Annotated in this window: 11 protein-coding genes; 1 reads left to right on the top strand and 10 read right to left on the bottom strand. The window is 38.4% G+C overall.

The annotated features are described in order from the left end of the window. Positions 1-238: 238 nt before the first annotated feature. The 3 genes from V7266_RS18975 to V7266_RS18965 all read right to left on the bottom strand — a co-directional run bounded on the left by V7266_RS18975 (position 239) and on the right by V7266_RS18965 (position 3,252). Complete coding sequence (locus V7266_RS18975; protein ID WP_335469909.1) at positions 239-1,477, bottom strand: sugar efflux transporter; 1,239 nt, start codon at positions 1,475-1,477, stop codon at positions 239-241. Between the two features lie 80 nt (positions 1,478-1,557). Then, positions 1,558-2,130, bottom strand: a complete 573-nt coding sequence (locus V7266_RS18970) for a histidine phosphatase family protein (protein WP_335469906.1) — start codon at positions 2,128-2,130, stop codon at positions 1,558-1,560. Positions 2,131-2,400: 270 nt separating this feature from the next. Then, a complete protein-coding gene (locus V7266_RS18965; protein ID WP_335469903.1) occupies positions 2,401-3,252 on the bottom strand; it encodes an aldo/keto reductase in 852 nt (283 codons plus the stop codon). Positions 3,253-3,428: 176 nt separating this feature from the next. On the opposite strand from V7266_RS18965, the gene V7266_RS18960 reads away from it, so the two are divergent. Then, on the top strand, positions 3,429-4,346 hold the full coding sequence (locus V7266_RS18960) for an AraC family transcriptional regulator (protein WP_335469900.1): 918 nt from the start codon (positions 3,429-3,431) through the stop codon (positions 4,344-4,346). Between the two features lie 200 nt (positions 4,347-4,546). On the opposite strand, the gene V7266_RS18955 is transcribed toward V7266_RS18960, so the two are convergent. The 7 genes from V7266_RS18955 to V7266_RS18925 all read right to left on the bottom strand — a co-directional run bounded on the left by V7266_RS18955 (position 4,547) and on the right by V7266_RS18925 (position 9,700). Continuing rightward, entirely contained in the window at positions 4,547-4,720 is a 174-nt protein-coding gene (locus tag V7266_RS18955) for a hypothetical protein (protein WP_335469898.1), read from the bottom strand. A 95-nt stretch (positions 4,721-4,815) separates the two neighbouring features. Then, positions 4,816-5,511, bottom strand: a complete 696-nt coding sequence (locus V7266_RS18950) for an MFS transporter (RefSeq protein WP_335469896.1) — start codon at positions 5,509-5,511, stop codon at positions 4,816-4,818. Next, complete coding sequence (locus V7266_RS18945; protein WP_335469930.1) at positions 5,402-5,656, bottom strand: MFS transporter; 255 nt, start codon at positions 5,654-5,656, stop codon at positions 5,402-5,404. The genes V7266_RS18950 and V7266_RS18945 overlap by 110 nt, the downstream gene beginning before the upstream one ends. A 171-nt stretch (positions 5,657-5,827) precedes the next feature. Then, positions 5,828-6,793, bottom strand: coding sequence for a zinc-binding alcohol dehydrogenase family protein (locus V7266_RS18940; RefSeq protein WP_335469894.1), 966 nt, complete (start codon positions 6,791-6,793; stop codon positions 5,828-5,830). A 19-nt stretch (positions 6,794-6,812) separates the two neighbouring features. After that, positions 6,813-8,339, bottom strand: coding sequence for an osmoprotectant update ABC transporter permease/substrate-binding subunit OpuFB (gene opuFB, locus V7266_RS18935; RefSeq protein ID WP_335469891.1), 1,527 nt, complete (start codon positions 8,337-8,339; stop codon positions 6,813-6,815). Further along, positions 8,332-9,288 (bottom strand): osmoprotectant update ABC transporter ATP-binding subunit OpuFA, encoded by a 957-nt coding sequence (gene opuFA / locus V7266_RS18930; RefSeq protein WP_335469888.1) that lies wholly within the window; start codon positions 9,286-9,288, stop codon positions 8,332-8,334. The genes opuFB and opuFA overlap by 8 nt, the downstream gene beginning before the upstream one ends. An 85-nt stretch (positions 9,289-9,373) precedes the next feature. Beyond that, positions 9,374-9,700, bottom strand: coding sequence for a MarR family winged helix-turn-helix transcriptional regulator (locus V7266_RS18925; RefSeq protein WP_335469886.1), 327 nt, complete (start codon positions 9,698-9,700; stop codon positions 9,374-9,376). Between the last annotated feature and the right edge of the window lie 211 nt (positions 9,701-9,911).

Raw genomic sequence — 9,911 nt, 5'->3', positions numbered from 1 at the left:
CCTGACCTCAACTTAGGTTTGGTTGTATATTTTTTACTAATACGCCATAAGCGAAACAAATTATAATGGTAAAATACTTAATAAAAAATGAGATTTTTCCTTGGTAAACACCAAACTAACTTTTGTATAAGATAAGGAGGTGCCGCAGCTACCTCCCTTTGATTATCCTCAGTTCAATTAGGTCAATTTGCATTGTCCATAAAAATAGTATCTCAAAAAATCATTTTTCATCATAAACCTAGCTCCTATAAGACACATCTTTTCTAATTTCAAATTCTTTGTTTTCCTTTTCCTTTTCCTTATGGGTTCTTGTCTTCCATAATATAAAGAACGCGAAAATCACAAAAAACTGACAAACAAAGTAAACATTTCGATACCCTGCAAACTGGGCAATGACACCGCCGCCAAGATTCCCTATTAGTCTTCCAATGGTCGAGCCATTGGAATAAATAGTGGTTGACAGTCCCAGTGAATGAGGCAGCAAATCCGTGAAATAGCTCAATCCATTACCCATAAGTATCGCAACAGCTATTGCCTGCAGTAGCTGCGCAACAACCAACTGCCAAGAAGCAGTCGATACACTTAAGATTATATAATACATAACCGAAATGAAGCAGCCGCTCATCATTAGGGAATGATTCGATATTTTTTTGCTCAGGGCACCGAGAACAATCATAATCGGAATTTCCAAACCAGCTGAAATACTAACCACCAATCCTACTTCCGTATGCGTCCCATGAAGCTCATTCACAATAAAAAGTGGTGTATTGATACCGTTAATGGCATTGACAGCAAATAGAAAGATAAAGGCGATAAGCGGCTGCATAATCTGCTTGTTTTTTAAAGATGCGGAGTCAGCACTGGTTCTCTTCTTACCCTTTTGTACGGTTTTTCTTTTTTGTAGAAACAGGATGACAAGAGATGCAATGATCAGATAGATGGCGGATGTCCCTAAAAAAAGCCCCTTATAGCCGAGCACACCCAAAATCAATGTGCCACCTAATGGTCCAATTAGGAAACCAAGCGATACAAGAGAACGTAATGTAGACATCGCAAACGTCTTGTCATCCGAGTTGCTTTCATTCGCTGATTCCTGTGCGGAGGCATAGATTTGCGGCATGGCAGCGGCTCCTATGCCATTAAACAGCGAGACGACAATCAGCAGGATATAAAAGTTATGAAACACTAAATACGAAGCGTATCCCAGCGCAGAGGAAAGCATGGCTAAAATAATCAGCCATTTTCGATCTAAACCAGTATCGGAATGTTTCGCAATAAGTGAGTTTACCACGACGCCACTTAAGGAACTAATCGCCATAAAAACGCCAAACGCTCCTGCACTCATTCCAAAATCTTCAGTAAAATACAAGGATAAGTAAGGCTGAGTAATGGAAATACCGATACCGACAAGCAGCATACATATGACGAATAAACGATAACCTTTAATTGCAAACAAGTTTTTTAACCGTGAAAACACATATTAGCCCTCCCTTGCTTTCAAGCATACTTTTTTAGATATAGCAATCTTGCAGATTGTCATTAATTTTTTTAAAAATATTAACAATTAAAATGATGGTTTATAATTTCTATTAATTTAAATTCTTTGTTCTCATATTCAAATTTCAATATGCAACAATTGCTTATTCTTTCTTTTTGTTTAATGGAACTTGTATGTTCCCAATACTGCATAAATTTTCTACAAGCCGCTCCGTGAGAAACTGCTAAAACCACTCCATTTTCTTCTTCCATAATTTTTTGACAAGTATTAGCAACTCTTTTTTGGAATTCTTTTTCTTTTTCTCCGCCATAATTGGCAAAAAAATTACCATATGGAAGGGATGGATTTAAATCTTCACTTTCACCTTCAAAAGTCCCAAAATTCCATTCCTTTAGACCTTTTAGTCTTGTATAAGGCATATCAGTCACTATTTCTAAAGTGTCACAAGCTCTTTCGGATGTTGAGCTATAGGCATGGTCGAACACAATATTGTGCTCCTTCATATACTTTGCAGCAGTCTCTGCTTGTTTAACTCCTAGTTCTGTAAGTGGTGAATCACACCAACCTTGAATTTTCCTTCTTTTATTAAATTCTGTTTGTCCATGTCTCATTAGATAAAACGTCTTTTTCATTTGTATCTCCCACCTATTTTGACTATATGATTCTAACAGATAGCAATCTCTCAAAAACTTGATTATCGAGATCCCGCTTCAATCATATCACTCCCCTGCAACCCAGTCCGATAGCAGAAACTTATAGTCTTTCCACCACAGACAATAATGGAAAAAGCGTGTATAAAATTTACACGCTTTTTCATGGATTCAACACCTTAACATACAACAGTATTTAGGTGGTAGACTCACACCAAAATATCATTTTAATTGTGTAAATAAGAAAAGACATTAAATATCAAGTTTACGGGAACCAATCCATTTCACCATTTCAGGGTCTTGATGTGAAAAGAACAAGCTTTGTTTCGTATCTAAGGCAGCCATTCTTTCCATATCCTCTTGACTTAATTCAAAATCAAAGATATTAAAGTTTTCAATGATTCTTTCCTTACGAACAGACTTTGGAATCGCAACGACGCCTCTTTGTGTTAACCATCGTAAAACCACCTGTGCAACGGATTTATTATAATTTTCAGCAATTGATACTAAAGTTTCGTTCTGAAACATGTTATTTTTGCCTTCTGCAAAAGGTCCCCAAGACTCTATCTGAACATTGTTCTCTTTCATTAAGTTATGGCTTTCGATTTGTTGATTGAAAACATGTGTTTCAACCTGGTTTACAGCAGGAACAACTTCATTATGAATAATGAGATCAGTCAATCGATCAGGATAGAAGTTGCTAACTCCAATTGCTCTAATCTTCCCTTCATGATACAACTCCTCCATCGCACGCCATGAACCGTAAACATCGCCAAATGGCTGATGAATTAAGTACAAATCCAGATAATCCAGTTGAAGTCTTTCAAGCGATCTTTCAAATGCTTTCTTTGTTCGCTCATAACCTGTATCCTGAACCCATAATTTTGTAGTAATAAACAATTCTTCTCTTGGCACACCGCTTCGTTTAATAGCTCTGCCGACCGCTTCTTCATTTAGATAAGAGGCAGCTGTATCAATCAGACGATAGCCTGCCATAATAGCGTCGTAAACAGCTTGTTCACATTCTTTTTCATCTTGAATTTGAAAAACTCCAAAACCCAGTATCGGCATTTCAACACCGTTGTTTAAAATAACTTTTTGCATAAAATATTCCTCCTGTTAAGTTGTGCAATATCTTCAATCCCCATTATGCAACAAATGAAAACACGATTGGTATCACAATCATGTCAAATAATTGCCTAATCCTATCACAGCCTCTTTCGCAATAGGCCAATATGCATTAGAATGGACCTATCAGAATAAGAACTAGGGGGACTCTTATGTCAGTTCAAATCTATAAACAGCAGGTTCAGCTCGCTGAACTCATAGAGCGTTACTCAGGACAGGATGGTGTTCACACGACTGAGGTTCCGTCCTTATATTTTATTCGCCGCTCGCATGTTACCGATCTAAAGCACAGTGTGTACAAGCCTTCTTTATGTATTATCATTCAGGGAGCGAAGGAGGTAATGCTCGCTCAGGAGCGTTTTAGGTACAGTCCTTCCGATTATCTTGTAGCATCGGTTGACCTGCCGGTTGCAGGCCAAGTGGTGGAAGCTTCTTCCGACGTACCCTATCTGGCTCTCAATCTTGTATTTACACCAAGCCAAATCTTAGATGTTTTACGTGATTTTAACATTCAAGGTGGAAAAAAAGAGAATGCTAAGAGGGGGATGTTTGTCAGCCCGATGGAGTCATCAATGTTAGATGCCGTCATCAGGTTAGTTGATTTGCTAGACAATCCGAACGATATTCCGATCCTGGCTCCTCTATTTACGAAGGAAATTCTTTATAGGGTTCTGCAAGGGCCGCATGGGAGTGTGTTAGAACAAACGGTAATAGAAGGAAGCTCCACCTATCTTATCAAAGACGTTATCGAACATATTATGAATAATTATGAAAGGTCTTTTCGAATTGAGGAACTCGCGGAAATAGCAAATATGAGTGTTTCTTCCCTTCATAGGCATTTTAAACAAGTAACTGCTATGAGCCCAATTCAGTTCCAAAAACAATTCAGACTTCAGGAAGCACGTCGGCTGTTATTATCCGAGTCGACAGATGCAGCTGATGTCGCATTCCGGGTAGGATATGAAAGTCCATCGCAATTCAGCCGTGAATATTCTCGTATGTTTGGCTTTCCGCCTAAAGAAGATATAAAGCGACTGAGAGAGAACTACGACCAAGCGATAAACGGATGAACCCCTGCCTATTGGCGGGGGTCAATTTTTTTAGAGGAAAGGATAAATCCCTTCTATAAAGTGTCCTTAACTGACAATAAAAATTAGATTGCGAATAATTTGAATCGTTAGTTTTAGATCGGCATTTCCGGCCTAAATGTCTGATAACTTACCTTCATATTTACTCCTTCTACTAAAGATAACTCCTCACAATTTGTATATTAAACCCGCATTTTTTTGGAAAGAGGCGATGTTTTAGTATTTTTAGCTAGAGCTGCATAGGAGATGATAGACAACAAGCTCGTTGTGAAAATAATAACCCCGAATGGTACTGCCGAATATTCACCTGCAATCCCGACAAGTGGGGCCGTAACGGCACCTAATAAAGTTGGCATAACACCCAAGAGTGCGGCGGCGCTGCCAGCAATATGCCCTTGCGATTCCATCGCTAATGTAAAAGAAGTCGGACCTGTAATACCGATCGCAGCGTTTAAAAAGAAAAGCGGAATGATAACATCATAAACGGACCTTGAAAAAGGACTTCGATCAAGACAATCGTCCCAGCTATAAAAGCTAGTGCAAGCCCGATCAGAAGAATACGATCTTCTTTAATCCGTCCTGCTAATAATTTCACCATTTGAGCCCCTAGAATTAGGCTAATACCATTCAATTCAAAAGCAAAAGAAAACACTTGCGGTGTCACGTCAAAAATATTTTGATAAATAAATGAAGCTCCGGAAATGTAGGCAAAAATCCCGGAAAACAATATGCCCTGAACAAGAGCGTATCCCATGAATCTCTTATGTTTTAGCAAATCTTTAAAATTGCGTAATAACCCCATGAAGTCACTAGAAACACGCCGTGCTGCAGGCAGGCTTTCTTTGATTTTTAATGCTGTTAAAGTTGATAATAAGATCCCAAAAAAACCTAAAAAGATAAATATACCTACCCAAGGAGTAAAAGAAATGATGGCACTTCCTGCAAGCGGTGCAATCAACGGAGCTAGATTCCCGATGATAGTTAAGAGCGAAAAAAACTTCGTCAGTTCTAGACCACTGAATAAATCACGAACAATTTCACGAGAAATAACAATACCAGCCGAACCTGCAAATCCCTGGATGGAAACGCAAAATGATAAATATAGTAATGTTCGGTGCGAAAGCACAAGAGAAAGAAGAAAGAGCATACACGATCATAGATAACAATAAAGGTTTACGTCTGCCATGAACATCACTTAATGCACCCATGATGATTTGACCGAAAGCGGTCCCTAAAATACAAGAGGTCAAGCTTGCTTGGACCATAGAAGCCTTTGTCCCAAAATCGCCCATCATTTTAGGAAATGAAGCTAAATACATATCAATGGTAAACGGACCAATGGCAGAAAATACTGCTAAAAGTATAGCGAAAGCTAGCGAATATTTATTTGTCTTTAAAACTAATTCAATACAACTCCTAACTAATTCTTTGACTACTAGCTCTACTCAAAGGCAGTTACACTATCAATTAACAACAACAATCTTTCCATTAGCCGCATTACTTTCCATTAGTTGATGCGCCTTGTGTATTTCATCCAATGAGAAAACCTGTGCAATAGGCACTTTCATTTTATGTTGTTCAATATGGTCGAATAGTTCAACTAGCAATTCTTTATTAAAATTTACTCCGCTATCGAACTGAGTAAAATACGTACCAGAAGGAATATCCATCATAGGCTCAAAATTTCCCAACACCCATTCACCGCCTAAAATTCCAGTCATACATAAGATACCGTGATGGGAAAGTAACTTCAGTGAATGTTTCAACGTGACCGTACCTACTAGTTCTAAAACTTTGTTTACACCATTTGGAAAAAGGGAGAAAAGTTGTTCTGATAAACTTCCATCATCAAGTAGCACAAAATCCGCACCATGTTCTTTTAAAAATTCTAACTTTTCCATGTTTCGTGTCGTTGAAATGACAGTTGCGCCGACACTTTTAGCAAGTTGCAATGCAGCTAGTCCAACAGAGCTGCTGCCTCCACGGATCAGCATAGTTTCACACTTTTTAAGCTGAAGCGTATCAAAAAGAGAGGCATATGCTGTGTAATACATTTCAGGGATAGCTGCTAAATCCACCCAGTCCATATCATTGTCAATCGGATAAACCTGTGAGGATGGAATTAGCGCATACTCCGCATAACTCCCATCAAACTCACGTCCAAGTCCTCCCATTAGGGATACAACCCGTTGACCTTTTTGAAAAGAACTATCTGATGGGTCTTCAATTTCGCCTGCGCATTCAATTCCAATAATTCGAGGAAGTTTTACAGACGGAGAATCCCCTTGTCTCGTAAAAATCTCCGACCGGTTGATACCAAACGATTTAATTTTTACAAGCACCCACCCCGGCTTTACTTTAGGAGTGGGTACTTCTTGTACAACTAATTCATCTGCTCTACAAGGTTTTTCCAATACAACTGCCTTCATTTTAAGTCCTCCTTATCAATTACTTTTTCAAGAGACCTTCCTTAGTTAAAAAGTCTCTTGCCACATCTTCAGCTTTCTTTCCTTTTACACCAACTTCATAGTTCATTTTTTGCATTTGACTATCGGTAATCTTTCCGGCCAGTTTGTTCAATGCTGGTACAATCTCTGGGGATTGATCTATTGTTTCTTGCCGCAATAGAGGTGAACCTTGATATGGCGGGAAGAAATGCTTATCATCTTCAAGAACAACCAGATGGTATTTTTGCAGTTCACCATCCGTTGAATAGGCGTTCATCAAATTTACTTTGCCTGTTTGAATGGCATGATACCTTACAGACGGGTCCATGGTAACAATTTTTAAATTCAAACCATATTTCTGTGCCAAACCTGGGTATCCATCTTTTATGTCGGCAAACTCCGAATCAAAACCGGCTGTAACATATTGCTCTACATTTACTAGGTCAGAAATTTTTTTCAGATTATACCTTTTTGCAAAATCTTCTGGGACCGCTATCGCATAAGTGTCATTAAATTTCATTGGAGCTAACAATGCCATATTATATTTTTTTGCCATGCCATCTTTTGCTTGTGTGTAGACTTCTTTACTGTTTGTACTTACAGGGTTCTCCTTTAATAAGTTAGCAATCGCTGTCCCCGTAAACTCAGGGTAAATATCAACATCCTGCGATTTTAACGCATTAAAAACAAAAGTCGTATCGCCTAATCCGGTTCTTAGCTTCACTTTCAAATCTGTATTTTCTTCAATTAATAATTTATACATATTGTCTAGAATTTCCGGCTCTGAACCGAATTTGCCAGAAATCACAATCGTCTTTTGCTCATTTTGTAAAAGGGCCGGAGCAACCATAGAACCAATAATTAGAATGGTAACCAGCGCAAGAGCAACTGAGGCGGCCATGATCTTTTTAAAGGAAACTCTTTCCAGCCTTCGGAGCAGAAGGTCAAAAATAATCGCTAAAAGTGCAGATGGTACAGCTCCGAGGACAATAATTGAATAATCATTTCGGGATATTCCAAGTAGAATAATATCCCCTAATCCACCTGCCCCGATTAAGGAAGCAATCGTGGCCGTTCCTATAATAAAAATAGCAGCCGTTCGGATACCCGCCATGATGACAGGCATGGCTAAAGGTAGCTCGACTTTTAATAATCTTTTTCTTCTGTTCATTCCCATGGCACTGGCTGCTTCCAGTAATGATGGTTCTACCTCTTTTATTCCTGTATAGGTATTGCGTAACAGGGGAAGCAGCGCATAAGCGACCAGTGCAATCACAGCAGGTACGGTACCTATTCCAAAAAGCGGAATGAGAAGACCTAATAACGCTAAAGAAGGTATGGTTTGCAGCACTCCAGTAATGCCAATGATATATTCTGCTATTCTTTGTTTTCGTGTTAAATAAATCCCTAGAGGTATTGCAATCATTAATGAGAAAAAAAGAGCTATTAACGATATTTCTAGATGTTGCAAAAGGGCGTTCAAGATCTGAGATTTCCGGTCTGACAAAACACTTATCAAATTACTCATGAATTTGCCCTCCCTCTCTCAAATATCGTGACATTACCTTCATTGCATTTTGTCGGCTGATATTCCCGATTGCTTTTCCATTTTCTTCTACAGAAATGTGTTCGAACGATGCAAGATGTTCTAATACCTCATCTACTGGAGTTGATAGGGATATGGTTTTCGTATCGGACACAAATTCTAGTTCTCCTGTAATGGGAGTGATAAGTTCCTCTAAATGAATTGATAATTTCCGATTGCCTACAAATTCACGTACAAAATCATTTACAGGATTGGTTAAGAGGTCGTGCGGGCTACCAACTTGAACAATTTCTCCATCCTTCATCAGACAAATACGATCCCCTAGCTTTAAAGCTTCATGCATATCATGAGTAACAAACACAATGGTTTTTTTCAGTTTTCGTTGAATTTCAAGCAGATCATCCTGTAATTTTTCCCGGCTAAATGGATCAAGCGCGCTAAATGGTTCGTCCATCAAGATAATTTCCGGGTCAGCAGCTAAAGCTCTTATTACACCTACTCGTTGCTGCTGCCCCCCTGAAAGTTCACTAGGCTTACGATTTCGATACACACTGGGTTCAAGCCCCACCATATTTAGTAAATCATCAATACGAGCAGCAATCTTTTCTTTGCTCCAATTTTTTAGTTCCGGAACAACTGCGATATTTTCCGCAATTGTCATATGTGGAAAAAGTGCAATTTGCTGAAGGACATAGCCAATATTCCAACGAAGTTCATTGATATCATAATCGCTTATTTTCTTCCCATTAATCCAAACCCAACCTTTTGATAATTCGATGAGGCGATTCATCATTTTTAACGTGGTTGTTTTACCAGAACCACTTGGACCAATCATGACAAAAAATTCGCCTTTCTTTATTTCGAAATCTAAGGATTTTACAGCAAAGGTTCCATTAGGGAATTGTTTCGATACTTGTTCAAATCGAATCATTTTACCTCTCCTTTCATTATTCTTATTGCACTTACTAATCAGTAAATCTAAATTCCATAGACATCTATCTATTTATTTAAAAAAATTAAAATCTAGTAAGAATCTTTTCTAACAAATATTCCAACTGTTCTTTTTCGGTGTGCGTTAAACCGCCATAAATGACCGTGTTTAATTTTTCTGAGATCTCACGAAATATCGGTTCCAGCTGGGTTCCCTTTTCCGTAAGACTGATTAAAGTTATTCTACTGTCCTCCTTACTCTTATTTCTCTCTACAAACCCTAGTTTCTGTAACTTATCAATTAAAACGGTTACGGTCGGTTGAGTGCGATGAATTTTTTCAGCAAGCTCCTTCACGGATATGCCATTTTTCCCATAAAGGCACACTAAAATATCCCCATGAGATGGGGCCATACCATCCACTCCATGTTTGTTAAGCTCCGACAAAATCAAATGGTTTACTGCGTCTCTAATCTTACCAACTTTTGATGCTGTGTCATATTTTATCATGTTTTTCATTATACATAGATATCTATGTATTTTCAAGTGTATAATTTTTTAATAAACAATGAATGGAACATAATATCCTCTTAGTAGCTCAATAACAAAAAATGACCGCCGCAGC

This window comes from Neobacillus drentensis (assembly GCF_036965645.1).
In the GTDB taxonomy this organism is placed as follows: domain Bacteria; phylum Bacillota; class Bacilli; order Bacillales; family Cytobacillaceae; genus Neobacillus; species Neobacillus drentensis_D.
This window is presented reverse-complemented; position numbering and strand designations above follow the sequence as displayed.